This is a genomic window from Pseudomonas sp. GW822-FHT06D10, assembly GCF_058799535.1.
This window is the reverse complement of sequence record NZ_JBXALN010000003.1, coordinates 758,735-775,194: the sequence shown is the minus strand read 5'-3', so window position 1 is coordinate 775,194 and position 16,460 is coordinate 758,735. Positions and strand designations below refer to the sequence as shown.

General features: G+C 62.5%; 15 protein-coding genes. 4 read left to right on the top strand and 11 right to left on the bottom strand.

Annotation, left to right across the window (positions count from 1 at the left end; genetic code table 11):
• Window positions 1–34: 34 nt before the first annotated feature.
• The 3 genes from AC1RL5_RS13555 to AC1RL5_RS13545 form a co-directional block, all read right to left on the bottom strand.
• Window positions 35–502 carry an inhibitor of vertebrate lysozyme family protein gene (locus AC1RL5_RS13555; protein ID WP_492589282.1) on the bottom strand — a complete coding sequence of 156 codons (468 nt, stop codon included), beginning with the start codon at window positions 500–502 and terminating at the stop codon, window positions 35–37.
• A 2-nt stretch (window positions 503–504) separates the two neighbouring features.
• Window positions 505–669: a DUF1328 domain-containing protein gene (locus tag AC1RL5_RS13550; RefSeq protein ID WP_003170804.1), complete on the bottom strand. Its 165-nt coding sequence runs from the start codon at window positions 667–669 to the stop codon at window positions 505–507.
• A gap of 81 nt (window positions 670–750) precedes the next feature.
• The gene (locus tag AC1RL5_RS13545) at window positions 751–1,035 is read right to left on the bottom strand and encodes a hypothetical protein (protein ID WP_015633659.1); all 285 of its coding nucleotides are present in this window, start codon (window positions 1,033–1,035) and stop codon (window positions 751–753) included.
• Between the two features lie 441 nt (window positions 1,036–1,476).
• On the opposite strand from AC1RL5_RS13545, the gene algB reads away from it, so the two are divergent.
• Both algB and AC1RL5_RS13535 read left to right on the top strand, forming a co-directional pair.
• Window positions 1,477–2,823: a sigma-54-dependent response regulator transcription factor AlgB gene (algB, locus tag AC1RL5_RS13540; RefSeq protein WP_011058479.1), complete on the top strand. Its 1,347-nt coding sequence runs from the start codon at window positions 1,477–1,479 to the stop codon at window positions 2,821–2,823.
• Window positions 2,824–2,833: 10 nt separating this feature from the next.
• Complete coding sequence (locus tag AC1RL5_RS13535) at window positions 2,834–4,618, top strand: KinB sensor domain-containing domain (protein ID WP_492589283.1); 1,785 nt, start codon at window positions 2,834–2,836, stop codon at window positions 4,616–4,618.
• 4 nt (window positions 4,619–4,622) lie between these two features.
• Here the strand turns inward: AC1RL5_RS13535 and AC1RL5_RS13530 are convergent, their stop codons facing one another.
• The 7 genes from AC1RL5_RS13530 to AC1RL5_RS13500 all read right to left on the bottom strand — a co-directional run bounded on the left by AC1RL5_RS13530 (window position 4,623) and on the right by AC1RL5_RS13500 (window position 12,039).
• On the bottom strand, window positions 4,623–6,242 hold the full coding sequence (locus AC1RL5_RS13530) for an EAL domain-containing protein (RefSeq protein ID WP_145713543.1): 1,620 nt from the start codon (window positions 6,240–6,242) through the stop codon (window positions 4,623–4,625).
• A gap of 76 nt (window positions 6,243–6,318) precedes the next feature.
• Window positions 6,319–7,098: an N-acetylmuramoyl-L-alanine amidase gene (locus tag AC1RL5_RS13525; protein WP_011058476.1), complete on the bottom strand. Its 780-nt coding sequence runs from the start codon at window positions 7,096–7,098 to the stop codon at window positions 6,319–6,321.
• A 101-nt stretch (window positions 7,099–7,199) separates the two neighbouring features.
• The gene (locus AC1RL5_RS13520; RefSeq protein WP_492589284.1) at window positions 7,200–9,383 is read right to left on the bottom strand and encodes a GGDEF domain-containing protein; all 2,184 of its coding nucleotides are present in this window, start codon (window positions 9,381–9,383) and stop codon (window positions 7,200–7,202) included.
• Window positions 9,380–10,258 carry an endonuclease/exonuclease/phosphatase family protein gene (locus AC1RL5_RS13515; protein WP_011058474.1) on the bottom strand — a complete coding sequence of 293 codons (879 nt, stop codon included), beginning with the start codon at window positions 10,256–10,258 and terminating at the stop codon, window positions 9,380–9,382. Before AC1RL5_RS13515 ends, AC1RL5_RS13520 begins: the two co-directional genes overlap by 4 nt.
• 12 nt (window positions 10,259–10,270) lie before the next feature.
• Window positions 10,271–10,900, bottom strand: coding sequence for a thiol:disulfide interchange protein DsbA/DsbL (locus AC1RL5_RS13510; protein WP_047290219.1), 630 nt, complete (start codon window positions 10,898–10,900; stop codon window positions 10,271–10,273).
• Between the two features lie 197 nt (window positions 10,901–11,097).
• The gene (locus AC1RL5_RS13505) at window positions 11,098–11,703 is read right to left on the bottom strand and encodes a c-type cytochrome (protein ID WP_011058472.1); all 606 of its coding nucleotides are present in this window, start codon (window positions 11,701–11,703) and stop codon (window positions 11,098–11,100) included.
• A 45-nt stretch (window positions 11,704–11,748) separates the two neighbouring features.
• A complete protein-coding gene (locus AC1RL5_RS13500; RefSeq protein ID WP_015633654.1) occupies window positions 11,749–12,039 on the bottom strand; it encodes a c-type cytochrome in 291 nt (96 codons plus the stop codon).
• Between the two features lie 191 nt (window positions 12,040–12,230).
• Here AC1RL5_RS13500 and yihA point away from each other — a divergent pair, with 191 nt between their 5' ends.
• On the top strand, window positions 12,231–12,872 hold the full coding sequence (gene yihA, locus AC1RL5_RS13495; protein WP_011058471.1) for a ribosome biogenesis GTP-binding protein YihA/YsxC: 642 nt from the start codon (window positions 12,231–12,233) through the stop codon (window positions 12,870–12,872).
• Between the two features lie 415 nt (window positions 12,873–13,287).
• Here yihA and polA read toward each other — a convergent pair whose 3' ends face one another.
• Window positions 13,288–16,077, bottom strand: a complete 2,790-nt coding sequence (polA, locus tag AC1RL5_RS13490) for a DNA polymerase I (RefSeq protein WP_492589285.1) — start codon at window positions 16,075–16,077, stop codon at window positions 13,288–13,290.
• A gap of 74 nt (window positions 16,078–16,151) precedes the next feature.
• Here polA and AC1RL5_RS13485 point away from each other — a divergent pair, with 74 nt between their 5' ends.
• Entirely contained in the window at window positions 16,152–16,439 is a 288-nt protein-coding gene (locus tag AC1RL5_RS13485) for a DUF2782 domain-containing protein (RefSeq protein WP_011058469.1), read from the top strand.
• Window positions 16,440–16,460: the final 21 nt, after the last annotated feature.

Below are 16,460 nucleotides of genomic sequence, written 5' to 3'. Positions count from 1 at the left end.
GTCTATCTGTTATGCAATATCGGCAATTTGCACATCAGTACCAGTTCGGGTCCTTGCGCAACTGCTCGTGGAGCAGCGCTTGCATGCCGTCATCGGGTTTGCCGAGGAACCGATAATTGGCGTGGCGGGTCGGTGACTTGTCCGCGGGCAAACCCGCCGGCACGTCCACCAGCATCGCGTAGGCATGCTTCTTGTCGAAACTGAAGGCCACGATCAAACGCTGGTACTGACAACTCTGGACGGTTTCGCACAGAGGGCCCACCAGATACTGATCGCCGTCTTCGGTCATGGCATTCATCTGTTGCGGCGCATCACCCGAGAGGTTCATCACCCACTCGGGCAGGCGCTCCTCCTTGTGCACGACCCCCTGCCAGGTTTCACGAAACTGCGGGTCCGACCCCAGCAGCTGATTGGCTCGTGCCTGGCCATCATTGGCCGCCGACGCCAGGGCGCTGGCGCCCAGCAGCAGCGCGGCAGTCAATGTCTTCAACGAGAGACTCATGGTCAGCCTCGGCCTCGACGGCCAAAGAAGAACGAAGCGATGAACATCACCAGGAACACCACAAAGAGAATCTTGGCGATACCCGTGGCGGTGCCCGCGATACCACCGAAGCCCAGGACCGCAGCGACAATGGCAATGATCAGGAATGTGATTGCCCAGCTCAGCATGATGATTCTCCTTACTCTTCTATTAGTGGTGCTGCCTATGGAGCCAGCCCGGCGCCGCCGATTGCGGGCCCGGCCTTGGTGCTAGAACACCCAGCGTTCCTGACGTGGCGCGTCCGCGACCGGCTGTGCCTGGTCGACGGCCATCAGTTGCATGGGGGCCTGGTCGTTGAGCTGGCTGCTCACCGAACTGAAATGGGTCTGGGTGAAGTGATGAACCGGCACGCGCGGCGCAGGTGCCTGGCTGTCCTGCCAGCGCTGGAACTGTTGCCCGGCGATCAGGGTGACCAGCAACGCCAGAACGGCGAAGAGGCCTTGCTGGAGATGCAGTGGCGCAATACGCAATTGGGCAAGACGTTGGCGATTCATCCTGAAACTCCTCCCACACTGGTGGTGATGTTGTTATGGAAGCCACGGCCGGCGCTTCTCGATGAGAGGGATATTGCAGGCTGCATGCCAGCTTTTTCTTTGAAATTAAATTCAATAAAATCAAATACTTAAATCAAATTACCAAAAGCATTCCACACGCATACTGCACGATGCCCCCATGCCGGCCGTGCGAAATGCACGATGCCCCGGGAAAACAGTGAGCGTTTTTTGATCACAGGGGGAACTTTGATGAATGGCCAATAGCCTGATACAGACCCACCCAGCAGCTACTCTGGGTAAAACATGCGTAATTTCAGCCTGTTAGCCGTTTCAGCCGGAGATATCTAACCTGCTGGCGCTGGAATGGATCAGAATCAACCTTGCAACTTGCCCGATTTTTCCGGGACTAAATAAAGATCATTCATTAAGGAGCCTCGGGAAATGGAGTCAGCGCCGGAGAATCAAGGCCGCATCCTTCTGGTGGATGACGAATCCGCAATCCTTCGCACCTTCCGCTACTGCCTGGAAGACGAGGGCTACACCGTGGCCACCGCCAACAGCGCGGCGCAGGCCGATGCTCTGCTGCAACGCCAGGTATTCGACCTGTGCTTCCTCGACCTGCGCCTGGGCGAAGACAACGGCCTCGACGTACTGGCACAAATGCGTACCCAGGCACCCTGGATGCGGGTGGTGATCGTCACCGCTCACTCTGCCGTGGACACCGCAGTAGATGCGATCCAGGCCGGCGCCGCAGACTACCTGGTCAAGCCCTGCAGCCCCGACCAGTTGCGCCTGGCCACCGCCAAGCAGTTGGAAGTACGCCAGCTCTCGGCACGCCTGGAAGCCCTCGAAGGTGAGGTGCGCAAGCCCAAGGACGGCCTGGACTCCCACAGCCCGGCAATGAAAGTGGTGCTGGAAACCGCGCGTCAGGTGGCCAGCACCGACGCCAACATCCTTATCCTCGGCGAGTCCGGCACCGGCAAGGGCGAGCTGGCGCGGGCCATTCACGGCTGGAGCAAACGCGCCAAGAAATCCTGTGTGACCATCAACTGCCCCTCGTTGACTGCGGAACTGATGGAGAGCGAACTCTTCGGCCACAGCCGCGGCGCCTTTACCGGGGCCAGCGAGAGCACCCTGGGCCGGGTCAACCAGGCCGATGGCGGAACCCTGTTCCTCGACGAGATCGGCGACTTCCCGTTGACCCTGCAACCCAAGCTGCTGCGCTTCATCCAGGACAAGGAATACGAGCGCGTCGGCGACCCGGTAACCCGCCGCGCCGATGTGCGCATCCTCGCCGCCACCAACCTCAACCTTGAAGACATGGTGCGCGACGGGCGTTTCCGCGAAGACCTGCTGTACCGGCTGAACGTCATCACCCTGCACCTGCCGCCCCTGCGCGAGCGCAGCGAAGATATCCTGACCCTGGCCGACCGCTTCCTCGCCCGCTTCGTCAAAGAGTATTCGCGCCCGGCCCGGGTCTTCAGTGATGAAGCCCGGGAAGCGCTGCTCAACTACCGCTGGCCGGGCAACATCCGCGAACTGCGCAACGTGGTGGAACGGGCGAGCATCATCTGCCCGCAGGAGCGGGTAGAAATCAGCCACTTGGGCATGGCCGAGCAACCCACCAACAACGCCCCGCGGATCGGCGCCGCCCTGAGCCTGGACGAGCTGGAAAAGGCCCACATCGGTGCGGTCCTGGCCACCAGCGACACCCTGGATCAAGCCGCCAAGACCCTGGGTATCGACGCGTCGACGCTGTACCGCAAACGCAAACAGTACAACCTGTGAGCAACACCCTATGAAGTTAGCGATGAAACTGCGCACCCGGCTGTTTCTGAGCATCTCGGCGCTGATCACCGTGGCCCTCTTGGGCCTGGTGCTCGGGCTGGTCAGCGTGATGCAGATGGCCAGCACCCAGGAATCGCTGATCCGCAACAACTTCATCACCCTGGACCTGGGCCTCAAGCTGCGCCAGACCCTGGGCGACCAGCTGATCATCATGCTCGGCAAGCAGCCGGACCGCGCCGCCCTGGAAACCTCCCGGCTGCACTATCTGGAACTGCTCGACGAAGGCATCGCCCATGATCGGCAGACCCAGGTACAAAGTGGCTTCCAGCAGGCCCGTAGCGACTACCTGAGCTTCTACCAGGCCTTCGAGCGCAACAGCACCGCAAGCGGGCTGCATGACAACAACGAGCTGACCGAGCGCTTCAACGCCTTGCGCGGCGGGCTGATCACCGAACACAAGCGCGCCCTGGACAACATCAGCCAGGTGGAGCAGCAGGCCCGCAACCGCGCATGGCTGGTGGCCGGCCTGCTGGGCCTGGTGGCCCTGGCGGTGCTGATCATCGGCTTCGTCACGGCCCATGCCATCGCCCGGCGCTTTGGCGGGCCGATCGAAGCCCTGGCCAAGGCTGCGGACAAGATTGGCGAAGGCAATTTCGACGTCACCCTGCCCATTTCGGCGGCGGCGGAGATGAACCTGCTGACCCGGCGCTTCGGTATCATGGCCGAGGCCCTGCGCCAGCATCAGGCAACCAATGTCGATGAGCTGCTGGCCGGCCAGCAACGCCTGCAGGCCGTGCTCGACAGTATTGACGACGGCTTGCTGATGATCGACCGCCAGGGCCGCCTGGAACACCTCAACCCCGTGGCCCAGCGCCAGCTGGGCTGGGACCAGGAGCGCCTCGGCCAGGGCCTGGGCAGTGCCCTGCAACGCCCGGAGCTGGATGAGCAGCTACAGCTGGTATTGCGCGGCGGCAACCTGGAGCGGGCGCCGGACGACCTGGATATCGAGGTCGACGGCGAGTCGCGCCTGCTGACCTACAGCCTGACCCCCGTCAGCCATACCCAGGGCCATATTCTCGGCGCCGTGATGGTGCTGCACGATGTCACCGAGCAACGGGCGTTCGAACGAGTGCGCAGTGAGTTCGTGCTGCGCGCTTCCCACGAACTGCGTACCCCGGTCACTGGCATGCACATGGCCTTCGGGCTGCTTCAGGAACGCCTGCACTTTCCCGAGGAGTCCCGGGAAACCGACCTGCTCAATACGGTCAACGAGGAAATGCAGCGCCTGATGCAGTTGATCAACGATCTGCTGAATTTTTCCCGCTATCAGAACGGCCTGCAGAAACTCACCCTCGCTCCCTGCCCCCTGGAAGAACTGCTGGTGCAGGCCCAGGGCCGCTTCAGCGAGCAGGCCCAACAGCAGGGCATCGACCTGCTGCTGGAGATCCAGGCGCCGTTGCCACGGCTGCATGCCGACCGCGCACAACTGGAGCGGGTGCTGGACAACCTGATCGACAACGCCTTGCGCCACACCGCCAGTGAGGGCCAGATCCGCCTGCAGGCGCGGCGCCATGGCGAGCGGGTGATCGTCAGCGTCGAAGACAATGGCGAGGGTATCGCCTATGGCCAGCAAGGGCGGATCTTCGAGCCTTTCGTCCAGGTGGGCCGCAAGAAGGGCGGTGCCGGCCTCGGGCTGGCGCTGTGCAAGGAGATCGTCCAGCTGCATGGCGGGCGCATGGGCGTGTACTCAAGGCCCGGGCAGGGCACCCAGTTCTATCTGGCCCTGCCGCTCTAGGGCTTCATGCTTCATCATCCAGGCGCCTGGCCACCAGCCGTCGGCCACGGGTAATCAGCTCAGTGAACTGCAAGGCACTCAGGGCATGGGCGAACAGCCAGCCCTGGCCGAAGCTCACGCCCTCGCTGCTGAGCAGCAGCGCCTGGTCCTCGAACTCGATGCCCTCGGCAATCACCTTGAGTTTCAATGCGTGGGCCATGCGAATGATGTGCGGCGCCACGCCGCTGCTGGCGGCATCGTGCCCCAGGGCATCGATGAACGCCTTGTCGATCTTCAGGCAATCCACCGGCAGGCTCTGCAGGTAGGCCAGGCTGCAATAGCCGGTGCCGAAATCGTCGATCAGCACCTGATGCCCGACATCGCGCAGGGCCTGCAGGTTGTTGCGCGCCACCACCACATCGATCAGCCCACGCTCGGTGACCTCGAAGGCGATCTGCCGGGCCGCTACCCGATGCGTGGCCAGCAACCGCGCCATGACCATGCCGATCCGCGGGACCATCACGTCGCAGGCCGCCAGGTTGACTGAGATGTACAGCTGGGGGTTGGCCCGTAGCACATGCCCCAGCTGCTCCAGCAGGCGCTGCAGGACGAAGTCGGTGATCTGGCGGATCTGCCCGGTGTTCTCCGCCAGCGGGATGAACAGGTCGGGGCTGGTCAGGGTGCCGTCCGGGCGGCGCCAGCGCAGCAGGGCCTCGGCCCCCACGCAGAGCCGGCTACTGAGATCGAAGATCGGCTGGTACAGCACCTGCAGTTCGCCGCGGCGCAGGGCCCCTTGCAGCTCCGCCCCCAGGGACTGGCGCTGGCGGACCAACTGATACACCAACCCACCGATGAACAGCGCCAGCACCAGGCTGGAGGGCAGCAACCACCACCAACCGTCGAGCACTTCGCCCTGCAGGCTGGCGCGGGGGGTGATCAGCACCAGTTGGTACTCGGGGTTGCGAGTGGGCATGCGATAGATCAGCAGGTCCGGGGTGACCTGCAAGGGCCCGTCGCGGCCCCCCCGCCAGGGCTGTGCGGGGGGCCAGGCACGGGCCGGGCCGAGCACCGGTATCGCCCGGGCACCATGATCCACCACCACCATCAGGCTGCCACCGGGAGGCAGGTCGACCACATCGGTCAGGTGCCCGCGGGAAGTGGCCACGCGAAAGTTGCCGCGACCCAGCATCAGGGCAGCAAGGTTCTCATTGGGCTGGGTCGAGGTGTTGAGCCAGTAGCTGTAGGTCGGCCCGCGGATATCCGGCGGCCTGGCCGCCGGCAGGAGGTTCTGCCGTGGCCAGTTGGAACAGGTATGGGTGGCGTCCCTGTAGGCCGCTTCATAAATGAAGCGATAGCTGTAGCTGACCTGCTGCAGAGCTGCGATGAGATCGGCGTTGCACTCGCGCAGCGGCTGCGCCTCCAGCACGTCGAGACCTTCGCGTAGTTGCCCGAACAACTGCTCCAGCCGCTCCAGGAAACGCTGCCCCTGGGCGTTCATCTGCTCGCTTTCCCGTTGCTGGACCTGGTGCATGGCCAGCCCGGCGCTGCCCAGCAGCAAAATCACCGCACTCAGCACAGCCGCCAGCATCGCCAGCGTCCAGGGGCGATGGAACCAGGTACGCAAGGGCTCGCGAGCGGCCGGCATCGTGGGAGATCCGAAGGATTACCAATGAGTTATAGCAACTGATTGGACAATCGGCCCCAACCGTCCGGCGGCGTCATTATTTTGTCTGGTTGAGCACCATCAGGATGGCCGCACTTTCTGCGTCCGGCGTGCCATCGAAACGCCCCGGCCGGTAGTGCATCTGGAACGCGGCCAGGACGTTACGGGTCGCCTTGTCCAGCTCGCCGGTCTGCGGCGTGGCGTAACCCAGCTGGGCCAGTTGCTGCTGGTACCAACCGATGCTCGGCGGGCTCACGGTAAAGAACGCCTGCTGGCGTGCCACTGCCTGGGCATCGGGCCACAGTCCCAGGCCGGCCTCGGCCAGGCGTTTCCAGGGAAACAACGGGCCCGGATCCAGCTTGCGCATGGGGGCGATATCGCTGTGGCCAATGATGTGGCGCGGCGAGATGTTGTTGCGCTTGCTGATGTCCTTGAGCAGCACGATCAGGTTCTGGATCTGCGCTTCGCTGTAGGGGTACCAGAGCCGCCCGCTGGGGCCATCGCGGAACCCCGGGTTGACGATCTCGATGCCAATGGAACTGGAGTTGAGCCAGGTCCGGCCCTGCCACTGGCTGTCGCCGGCATGCCAGGCACGGTATTGCTCGTCCACCAGCTTGTAGATGGTGGCGGACTTGTCATCGCCGATCAGGTAGTGGCTGCTGACCTGGCCATGGGTCAACAGGGCCAGGGAGCGCTCCAGCGATGCCGAGGTGTAGTGGACGATGATGAACTGGGCGCGCTGATCGTAATTGACCGACGGGTGGCTGGTGTCGATGCGCGGGCCACTGGCGCAGCCGGCGAGGATCAGCAGGGAGAGGGCAAGAGCAAGAAGTTTCATGGCAAAAGGCAGTACGCTGAAGACGATAATGCAACAGTGTAACGTACTGCCCTGGCGATCATGGGCAAAACAGCGCTTTCATTCAGCAAAGTGCTGGCTCCTCAACCAGCTTCCACCCGGTTACGGCCGGCATCCTTGGCCCGGTACAGCGCCTGATCGGCTCTTTTGATCACCAGATCGCTGCGATCACCGGCCTTGAACGCACTCAGCCCGACGGACACGGTGATGGTCACCGGCTCGCCCTTGAAATGGAACGGGCACGCCTCGATTGCCGCGCGCAGGGCTTCCACAATGCGCACGCCCACCGGCCAGGGGGTGTTGGGCAGCAGCAGAACAAACTCCTCGCCACCGAAACGTGCGATGAAATCGCTGCCTCGCAGGCGTTTGCGCAGTACGTTGGCGATGATCTTCAACACCTTGTCACCAGCCAGGTGACCGTAGTTGTCGTTGATCCGCTTGAAATGATCGAGATCGAGCATGGCCAGCAGCAGGCTGTTGCCATGTTGTTGCCATTGGCCGACTTCATGTTCCAGGCGTTCGCTCCAGGCTGCACGGTTGGGCAGGCCGGTGAGCGGATCGATCAGCGCCTTCTGCCGCTGCTCTTCCAGGTGCTCACGGTAGCCCTGGGCTTCCTGCTCCATGCTCGAAACCCGCTCCGCCAGGCTTTGCAGGCGGGCGGCCACTTCCCGTTCACGCTCGTCGCGCTGCTTCTGGTGGTGGTCCATGGTGCCCAGCAGGCCTTCCAGGTGGCTTTCCAGCACTTGCTTGAGGTCATCCAGGTCGGCGGCCTCCTGCACGCTGCTTTGCAGGCCGTCGACCTGTTCACGAATCTGGCTGTCCATGGCCCGTGCCGCCGAACTGCTGTCGGCATGGCCGTCGCTGGCCGCCTGCAGGTTGCTCTGGAAGGCCTCCAGGCGCTCGTTGAGCTGCTTGAGGTAGGTCTCGAACTCATGCTGGCCGGAGTCGGTGATGGCCAGCATCAACACCGCCAGATCGTCGAGGATCGGCAGCAATTCGTACCAGTTCAGCCCATGCTGCAGACGATCGCGCATGGCCTCGGCCTGTGGCCGGTGGCGCTCCGGCAGGCTCAGGTCGTCGAGCAGCCCCAGCAAGGTGTGCTCGATGTGCTTGGCCACCGAACTGTAGGAGGGCTCGGGCGAATCCGGCAGAGCGTAGAGCACATCGTGCTCCGACTGCTCCGGATCGATGGCGGCCAGGGCCTCGGCCATGACTGCCGGCAGGGGCAGGCTGTCCAGCAGCACTGCCGGGGAAACCGTCGGCAGGGGCAACAACTCGTCGGGATTGAGCGCGGCTTCGGCGACAGGCGCGGGTGGCGAATCGGAAGCGGCGACCACCCCGGGATCGACGGGCGCTTGTGGCTCCGCGACAGGCGAAATGGTTGCTTGAGGTTCGTCCTCGATAGCGGGTACAGGCTCGGCGGGCGCCTCCTGCACCAGTACCGGAGGCACGAACGCCACCACCGGGGCAGGAGCGGGCACTGCAGCAACCTCCGGCTCATCGCTGGCAACCAGCTGGGCAACCGGCTCAGGTTCGAGCTGCACTTGGGGCTGTGCCGGGGCGGGCGCGGCAGGTGCCGAAACCGCCTCAGGCGAGGCCTGGGTCGGCGTCTGATAGTGCTCGCGCGCGCCATCCTCCGGTGCCGGGGCTTCCTCGGCTTGCGGATGAGCCTGCGCCGCGGCGGCCGGGAGCGGCGGATTCGTCGCAACGGCTTCCTCCGCCGGGGCCGGCGTCTCGCTCGCCTCGCGGCTGCCGAACAGGCGCTGCAACAGGCTTGGGCGGTCGGGTTCGGCCGGGGTTTCCAGCTGGCTCAGGGCCTTGCCCTGCAGGCTGCTCAGTTCGCCGAGCAGCAAGGGAATTTCCCGCGCCTGGCCAACCCGGCCATCCAGTTGCTTGGCAAAGGCTTTCAGCGGACGGCTGACCTCCCGGGGCAGGGGCAGGGACTGCAACTGGCTGACCAGCGCCGTCAGCGCGCTGCTCATCTGCTCGACCCGGGTTTCCCGCCGCTGCTCGGAGTCCAGAACGGCTTTTTCCAGGCGCGGCAGCAGGGCTGCAAGCCCGGCGTCCATGTCGTCGGTGCGTACCACCTCGCGCATTTCCTTCATGCACTGGTCGACCGCGCGATCGGTGCCCTCCGCCGCCAGGGTGCTGCGTACCAGGCCACGACGCAGCAAGTCGAGACGGGCCGCCCATCGGCGTTCGAGCTTTTCCTGCTGTTCGATACTTTTGAGGTATTTCTCTTTCCAGCGATTGGCGTCGTCGCTCATTCATCGGTTCCGCGAGGGGCAGGACTCAACGCGGGCAATGCATCAGCCGTGAGCGAACCCGGCAGACGAATCTCTACCGCGACCGGCAGGTGATCGGATATGGGTTGGGCCAGGACCTCCACGCGCTCCAGGGTCAGGCTGGGGCTGAGCAGAATATGGTCCAGGCAACGTTGCGGACGCCAGCTGGGGAAGGTCGCCTGCAGTTGCGGCGCCAAGAGGCTGAGGTCCCTTAGAGGGGAATGCTCCAGCAGGTCGCTGGCGTGGGTGTTCATGTCCCCCATCAGCACCTGATGCTTGTAGCCGCCGATCAACTCGCGGATGTACGCCAGTTGCCGGGTTCGGGTGCGAGCACCGAGCGCCAGATGCATCATCACCACCACCAGTGCCTCGGGGCCCTCGCCAAAGCGCACGAGGATCGCGCCGCGCCCCTTGGGGCCAGGCAGCGGGTGGTCTTCGATGGCCCAGGGGCGCAGGCGGCTGAGCACGCCATTGCTGTGCTGAGCCAGGCGTCCCAGGTTGCGATTGAGCTGTTGGTACCAGTAGGGGAAGGCGCCCAGTTGGGCCAGGTGTTCCACCTGATTGACGTAGCCGGAGCGCAGGCTGCCGCCATCGGCCTCCTGCAGGGCCACCAGGTCGAAATCGCCAAGCAGGTTGCCGATTTTCTGCAGATTGTCGGCACGCCCATGATGGGGCAGCAGGTGCTGCCAACCACGAGTCAGGTAATGGCGATAACGTTCGGTGCTGATACCGACCTGGATATTGAAACTGAGCAAGCGCAGACGACTGTCTGCCGGCAGGCCGGACGACGCCAAATGGTGCTCGTTGACCTGCGGATCATGCAGGCCAACGATGCGTTCCGAGCTCCAGCGCGGCATGGCGGCGGGCGCTTACTTGGCTGCGCGCTCTTTGGCGATCAACTGGTCAGCCACGCTCAGCGCGCCTTCAGGACCACCGGCGGTGCCCAGGTCGAAACGATACTTGCCGTTGACCACCATGGTCGGTACGCCGGTGATCTGGTAGGCCTGGGCCTTTTTCTTGGCGTCTTCGACCTTGCCTTTGACGGCGAAGGAATTGTAAGTGCTCAGGAACTTGTCCTTGTCGACGCCTTCGCCAGCCAGGAACTCGGCCATCTCTTCAGGAGTAGCGAGTTTCTTGCCGCCATGGATGGCTTCGAATACGGCCTTGTGCACCTTGTGCTCGACACCCATGGCTTCAAGAGTGATGAACAGTTGGCCATGGACGTTCCAGATACCGCCGAACATGGCCGGGATACGGACGAAGTTGACGTCGGCAGGGAGTTTTTCAGCCCAGGGATTGATGGTCGGTTCGAAAGCGTAGCAGTGCGGGCAGCCATACCAGAACAGCTCAACCACTTCGATCTTGCCTGGCACGGCAACCGGAACGGCGCTGCTCAACTCGACATATTGTTTACCGGCTTCAAGCGGTTCGGCCGCTTGAGCGGTCACGCCAAACAGGCTGGCGGTGACGAGTGCGGCGCTGAGAATCAGATTACGCATGCTTTACTCCTGGACAATTTTGGCGCCTCGCTCGACCTGAATTCGGCCAGGTCTTGGCGGGCTTGAGTTCGCTAGTGTAGCGGCAGACGCCATAAAAAAGGGCGGCCTGAGCCACCCTTTATGCTTGCACCGTCAGATTAATCGATCATTAACGTTGCCGTGGCTTAGCACCTTGGGCAACGCTGATCGAGCCGGCCTCAGTGCAGGCCCTGAATATAGCTGGACACCGCTTCGATGTCTTTGTTGCTCAGCTTGCCAGCGATGCTGCGCATCACCAGGGTATCGCCGTCGTTGGTACGATTGCCTTCGCGGAAGTCGGTCAACTGCTTGGCCACGTACTGTGCGTGCTGGCCGCCCAGATGGGGGAAGCCGGCTGCTGCGTTACCCGCACCGTTTGGCGAGTGGCAACCGGTGCAGGCAGGCATGCCCTGGTCCAGCTTGCCGCCACGGAACAGTTCTTCACCACGGGCCACGACTTTAGGATCTGCTGCGCCGACGCTGCCTTTCTGGCTGGCGAAGTAGGCGGCTATGTCAGCCAGGTCCTGATCGCTCAGGTTGGTCAACAGGCCTGTCATCTCCAGCACCTGGCGCTTGCCGGACTTGATATCGTGCAACTGCTTGTTCAGGTACTTTTCCCCCTGACCCGCCAGCTTGGGAAAGTTTGGCGCCATGCTGTTCCCATCAGGGCCGTGGCAAGCACCACAGACTGCGGCTTTCGCCTGACCGGCAGCAGCGTCGCCTGCGGCATGGGCGACACCTGTGATGCCCAAGGTCAACAGCAGACTCACGAGTAATTTGTTCATCAGCTAATCCAACTACGGCTAAGGGTTAAGAGTTATGGACCGGGATCACTCGCTCATCCAATGGATGATGACTCGGTAATCCTCGGCACTGCAGTCCATGCACAAACCACGCGGCGGCATCGCCTTGAAACCCTGGGTCACGTGTTGCACCAGCGTCTCCATACCTTGCGCCAACCTCGGCGCCCAAGCTTCCTGGTCGCCCTTGCGGGGCGCCGTGGGTAGTTGGCCGGAATGACAAGCCCCACAAACACGGTTGTACACAGCTTCCGGATCCTGTGTAGCCTGAGCGCCGTAAAACGGCATCAAGACACCGGCAGCTAGCAGCCATTTCGTCATAAAACGACCTTTTCAGGGTTGAGAGCGTGGTGCGTTCTAATGCGCATTCAAGGTTTATCGCTCTCGTGAACTTCATCCTACGCTGGGACAAAGCGCACACAAAATCTGCGGCATTATATACTGGCGTTACTGAAACGGAAACGACACCGCTCGCCGCGTCCACTCTCGGCATCGCCCCAATCGGAAATCCCATGCAACTCAAGAACCCCATCCTCGGTCTGTGCCAACAGGCTACGTTCATGCTCAGCGCCGCCAAAGTCGATCAATGCCCTGACGATGAAGGCTTCGAAGTGGCCTTTGCCGGGCGCTCCAACGCCGGCAAATCCAGCGCCCTGAACACCCTGACCCACGCCAGCCTGGCACGCACCTCGAAAACTCCGGGTCGCACGCAGTTGTTGAACTTCTTCAAGCTAGACGACGATCGCCGTCTGGTCGACCTGCCGGGCTACGGTTACGCCAAAGTGCCAATCCCGCTCAAGCAACACTGGCAGCGTCACCTGGAAGCCTACCTGGGCAGCCGCGAGAGCCTTAAGGGCCTGATCCTGATGATGGATATCCGTCATCCCATGACCGACTTCGACCTGCTGATGCTGGACTGGGCGGTCGCCAGCGGCATGCCGATGCACATCCTGCTGACCAAGGCCGACAAACTGACCTACGGCGCGGCCAAGAACACCCTGCTCAAGGTGCAGTCGCAGATCCGCAAGGGCTGGGGCGAAGCCGTCACCATCCAACTGTTCTCGGCCCCCAAGCGCATGGGCCTGGAAGAGGCCTACACCGTGCTGGCGGGCTGGATGGAACTGGCCGACAAAGGCGCCGAAGCCGAGGCCTGAGAGACGTAGGGAAAATTGCCTGGGGGATGATCAGGCAAGGCAAAAGCGCGGTGCGAAAGCGGAGTTTACTGGCTGTAAATGAGCATTTCGCGCCGCGCTTTTAACGCAGCATGATCATTTCCCAGGCGGTTTTCAGGCAAAAAAAACCCCGGACTTCGTATGGGGAGGGGGAAGTTCGGGGTTCAAGTTCTAGACCGCTAGGGCGGGGTCCAGATATCTGCCAACACTTAACACAACATAGGAGCATCGAAGGGCTTCACCAGCCATTCAGTAACTCTGAGTGGGCGTTCACCTATTTAGTTCCGGCCGGTTGCAAAAACTATTGGCAATAATCGATGAAATTTTCGGTGCTAATAGCTCTTCGCTAGTTATTGCCGCGACACTATGCCGCGGCAAAAACACCTGAAAAGTGCCCTTAATGGGCCTCATCCCAGTTATTTCCCACCCCCACTTCCACCAATAACGGCACATCCAGGGTTGCGGCACCGCTCATGTGCCCGCGAATTTCCTCACGAACCTGGTCCACCAGGTCCTCGCGCACTTCCAGCACCAGTTCGTCGTGCACCTGGAGAATCACTCGGGCATCCAGCCCCGAGGACTCCAGCCAGTTGTCCACGGCCACCATGGCTTTCTTGATGATGTCTGCCGCGGTGCCCTGCATCGGCGCATTGATCGCGGTGCGTTCGGCGCCGGCGCGCTCCTGTGGCTTGTTGGAGTTGATCTCCGGCAGGTACAGGCGGCGACCGAAGATGGTCTCGACATAACCCTGGTCCGCGGCCTGGGCGCGGGTGCGGTCCATGTACTCGCGAACCCCCGGGTAACGCGCGAAGTAGGTGTCGATATAGGCCTTGGCCTGCTTGGTATCGACACCGATGTCCTTGCCCAGCTTCTGCGCGCCCATACCGTAGATCAGGCCGAAGTTGATGGCCTTGGCGCTGCGGCGCTGATCGGAAGTGACGTCCTTGAGCTCGACCTTGAACACCTCGGCCGCCGTGGCGGTGTGCACGTCCAGGTTGTTGCGGAAGGCGTTGAGCAAACCTTCGTCGCGGGACAGGTGCGCCATGATCCGCAACTCGATCTGCGAATAGTCCGCTGCCAGCAGCTTGTAGCCCGGCGGCGCGATGAAGGCCTGGCGAATGCGCCGGCCTTCAGCGGTACGTACCGGAATGTTCTGCAGGTTCGGATCGCTGGAGGACAGCCGGCCGGTGGACGCTACCGCCTGATGATAGGAGGTATGGATGCGCCCGGTACGCGGGTTGATCTGCTCCGGCAGGCGGTCGGTATAGGTGCTTTTCAGCTTGCTCATGGAACGGTACTGCATCAGCACCCGCGGCAGCGGATAGTCGTCTTCCGCCAGCTTGGCCAGCACCTCTTCAGCCGTGGATGGCTGGCCCTTGGCAGTCTTTTTCAGCACTGGCAGGCCGAGCTTGTCGTAGAGGATGCTGCCCAGCTGCTTGGGCGAGCCCAGGTTGAACTCCTCGCCGGCGATCTTGAAGGCTTCGCGCTCCAGGGCGACCATCTTGTCCCCCAGTTCGATGCTCTGCACTCCCAGGAGCTTGTCGTCCACCAGTGCTCCCTGGCGCTCGATGCGCGCCAGGACCGGCACCAAAGGCATTTCGATATCGGTGAGCACGCTGGCCAGGCTCGGTATCGCGGACAGCTTGTCGAACAGGGCCTGGTGCAGGCGCAGGGTCACATCGGCATCTTCCGCGGCGTAGGGGCCGGCCTGCTCAAGGGGAATCTGGTCGAAGGTCAACTGCTTGGCACCCTTGCCGGCGATGTCCTGGAAACTCACAGTGCTGTGGTCCAGGTACTTCTGCGCCAGGCTGTCCATGTCATGGCGGGTGGCGGTGGAGTTGAGCACGTAGGATTCGAGCATGGTATCGAAGGCCACGCCGCGCATGGTGATGCCATTGGCCTGGTCGCCGCCGATGGCGCAGTTGGCCAGGATGTTCATGTCGAACTTGGCGTGCTGGCCGACCTTGAGCAGCTTGGGATCTTCCAGCAAGGGCTTGAGGGCCAGCAGTACGCTGTCGCGATCCAGCTGTGCCGGCGCGCCCATGTAGGAGTGGGTCAGGGGAACATAGGCCGCTTCGCCGGCCTTGACCGAGAAGGACAGGCCCACCAGTTGCGCCTGCTGCGCATCGATCCCGGTGGTTTCGGTATCGAAGGCAATCAGCTTGGCGCCCTTGAGCTTCTCCAGCCAGGCATCGAAACGCTCCTGCTCGAGGATGGTTTCGTACTGCAGCTCCAGCGGAGCTTGCTCCACAACCTGCGGCGGCACGGCGGCGGGTGTCGCCTCAGCGCCGCTGAGCTCGACACGCTTGGCATCGCGCTGCAACTCGTCGAGCCAGCTCTTGAACTCCAGCAGGCTGTAGAGCTCCACCAGCTTCTCGCGGTCCGGCTCGCCCAGGTGCAGGTCGTCGAGCCCGACTTCCAGCGGCACGTCGACCTTGATGGTCGCCAACTGATAGGAGAGGAAGGCCATTTCCTTGTGTTCTTCAAGCTTGGCCGGCAAGGTCTTGGCCCCGCGGATCGGCAGGGTCGGTACGATATCGAGCTGTTCGTACAGCTCCTTCAACCCGCCATTGACCCCGACCAGCAGGCCGGAAGCGGTCTTCGGACCAATGCCCGGCACCCCGGGAATGTTGTCGGAAGAGTCGCCCATCAGCGCCAGGTAATCGATGATCTGCTCGGGAGCGACGCCGAATTTCTCCTTCACGCCTTCCACATCCATGCTGCTACCGGACATGGTGTTGACCAGGGTAATGTGCCCGTCCACCAGCTGTGCCATGTCCTTGTCGCCAGTGGAAATCACCACCGGGCGGTCCGCCGCCGCGCTGCTGCGGGCCAGGGTGCCGATCACGTCATCGGCCTCGACCCCTTCCACGCACAACAGGGGGAAACCCAGGGCGATCACGCTGGCGTGCAACGGCTCGATCTGCACCCGCATGTCGTCGGGCATGCTCGGACGGTTGGCCTTGTATTCGGCATACATGTCATCGCGGAAGGTCCCGCCCTTGGCATCGAAGACCACGGCGAACGGGCTGTCCGGGTACTGCTTGCGCAGGCTCTTGAGCATGTTCAACACGCCCTTGACCGCGCCGGTAGGCAGGCCTTTGGAGGTGGTCAGCGGTGGCAGCGCGTGGAACGCGCGGTACAGATATGAAGAACCGTCCACCAGGACGAGGGGGGCTTGGCTCATGAGCGGGATCAACCTTTTCGGCGGGTCCGGCGCTAGAATAGCGGGACCGTTGACGACAAAGGGACAAGGTTATCATGCGCACACTAAATCGCTTGCTGCTGACCGGCTTGATTGCAATCGCTCCATTGGCCGCGATCGCCGCAGAAGATGCGCCATCAGCGGACCCGGAAGTAACCATTCGCACGGAAGGCGACAAGACCATCCAGGAATACCGGCAAAATGGCTTCCTGTATGCCATCAAGATCACGCCAAAGGGCGGCAAACCCTACTTCCTGGTGCGTGCCGATGGCTCGGACGGCAACTTCATCCGTTCGGATCAGCCGGATATGCTGATCCCTTCGTGGAAAATCTTTGAGTGGTAAACCACTCCGACTTCAACTCAA

What these genes read in the sequence shown, in the direction of transcription:
- AC1RL5_RS13520 (WP_492589284.1), bottom strand. Translation starts at nt 9,383, where the DNA reads ATGAGCGACGACGCCAATCGCTGGAAAGAGAAATACCTCAAAAGTATC.
- AC1RL5_RS13510 (WP_047290219.1), bottom strand. Translation starts at nt 10,900, where the DNA reads ATGCGTAATCTGATTCTCAGCGCCGCACTCGTCACCGCCAGCCTGTTT.
- AC1RL5_RS13535 (WP_492589283.1), top strand. Translation starts at nt 2,834, where the DNA reads ATGAAGTTAGCGATGAAACTGCGCACCCGGCTGTTTCTGAGCATCTCG.
- algB (WP_011058479.1), top strand. Translation starts at nt 1,477, where the DNA reads ATGGAGTCAGCGCCGGAGAATCAAGGCCGCATCCTTCTGGTGGATGAC.
- AC1RL5_RS13505 (WP_011058472.1), bottom strand. Translation starts at nt 11,703, where the DNA reads ATGAACAAATTACTCGTGAGTCTGCTGTTGACCTTGGGCATCACAGGT.
- polA (WP_492589285.1), bottom strand. Translation starts at nt 16,077, where the DNA reads ATGAGCCAAGCCCCCCTCGTCCTGGTGGACGGTTCTTCATATCTGTAC.
- AC1RL5_RS13500 (WP_015633654.1), bottom strand. Translation starts at nt 12,039, where the DNA reads ATGACGAAATGGCTGCTAGCTGCCGGTGTCTTGATGCCGTTTTACGGC.
- AC1RL5_RS13515 (WP_011058474.1), bottom strand. Translation starts at nt 10,258, where the DNA reads ATGCCGCGCTGGAGCTCGGAACGCATCGTTGGCCTGCATGATCCGCAG.
- AC1RL5_RS13525 (WP_011058476.1), bottom strand. Translation starts at nt 7,098, where the DNA reads ATGAAACTTCTTGCTCTTGCCCTCTCCCTGCTGATCCTCGCCGGCTGC.
- AC1RL5_RS13550 (WP_003170804.1), bottom strand. Translation starts at nt 669, where the DNA reads ATGCTGAGCTGGGCAATCACATTCCTGATCATTGCCATTGTCGCTGCG.
- yihA (WP_011058471.1), top strand. Translation starts at nt 12,231, where the DNA reads ATGCAACTCAAGAACCCCATCCTCGGTCTGTGCCAACAGGCTACGTTC.
- AC1RL5_RS13485 (WP_011058469.1), top strand. Translation starts at nt 16,152, where the DNA reads ATGCGCACACTAAATCGCTTGCTGCTGACCGGCTTGATTGCAATCGCT.
- AC1RL5_RS13530 (WP_145713543.1), bottom strand. Translation starts at nt 6,242, where the DNA reads ATGCCGGCCGCTCGCGAGCCCTTGCGTACCTGGTTCCATCGCCCCTGG.
- AC1RL5_RS13555 (WP_492589282.1), bottom strand. Translation starts at nt 502, where the DNA reads ATGAGTCTCTCGTTGAAGACATTGACTGCCGCGCTGCTGCTGGGCGCC.
- AC1RL5_RS13545 (WP_015633659.1), bottom strand. Translation starts at nt 1,035, where the DNA reads ATGAATCGCCAACGTCTTGCCCAATTGCGTATTGCGCCACTGCATCTC.